Genomic DNA, 693 nt, shown 5'->3' with positions numbered 1-693 from the left:
CCCCACGTTCCCTCTACCCGCCCTATATATTCAGGCGGGAGTCACCAGGTCACCACAAGGGGCCTGGCGGGGTTTCCCCATTCGGAAATCCTCGGATCAAAGCTCGTTTATCAGCTCCCCGAGGCTTATCGCAGATTACGACGTCCTTCTTCGGCTCCAGATGCCAAGGCATTCACCGTTTGCTCTTATGAACTTGCTAATCACATGAGTTAAGAAACTACAACTCGAAAAGTTGCAGATCCAATGATTTGCATGACCGCAGCCCGAAAGCCGCGCCATGCGAATCTTGTCGATCCACGACCGAAGCCGTGAATCTAAGATGCTCGCGTCCACTGTGTAGTTCTCAAAATACGGGCGGTATCCCTCTCCCACACACCCAGGCGTGAGAAAAGGATCCGGAGAGTCGACCCCGCCACCCGAAGGCAGCCGGCCCGGTCCCTCAGGACCCAACAGCGTGCATGTACCCGACTCCACCGCCCCGACGCGTTCCCAACCCGAAGGCTGTACTGACGCGAGACGATCTCACCGAGCACCTAGTTCAATGTTCCACCCATGAGCTACCAGCAAAGACATTCGCTTTGATCTGGCGCCTGAAACACCCTGCGGTGTCCAGATGCTCCTTAGAAAGGAGGTGATCCAGCCGCACCTTCCGGTACGGCTACCTTGTTACGACTTAGTCCTAATCACCGATCC

General features: G+C 56.0%; 2 rRNA genes. Both read right to left on the bottom strand.

Features of this window, described 5'->3' with window-relative positions:
* Window positions 1-199 (bottom strand): 23S ribosomal RNA (locus C5C63_RS16635); the annotation flags it as partial.
* A gap of 425 nt (window positions 200-624) precedes the next feature.
* Window positions 625-693: ribosomal RNA gene (locus C5C63_RS16630) — 16S ribosomal RNA — on the bottom strand; the annotation flags it as partial.

The organism is Rathayibacter sp. AY1B8 (assembly GCF_002932775.1).
Lineage (GTDB): Bacteria > Actinomycetota > Actinomycetes > Actinomycetales > Microbacteriaceae > Rathayibacter.
The sequence above is the reverse complement of the archived record's forward strand: the minus strand, read 5'-3'. Positions and strand labels throughout refer to the sequence as shown.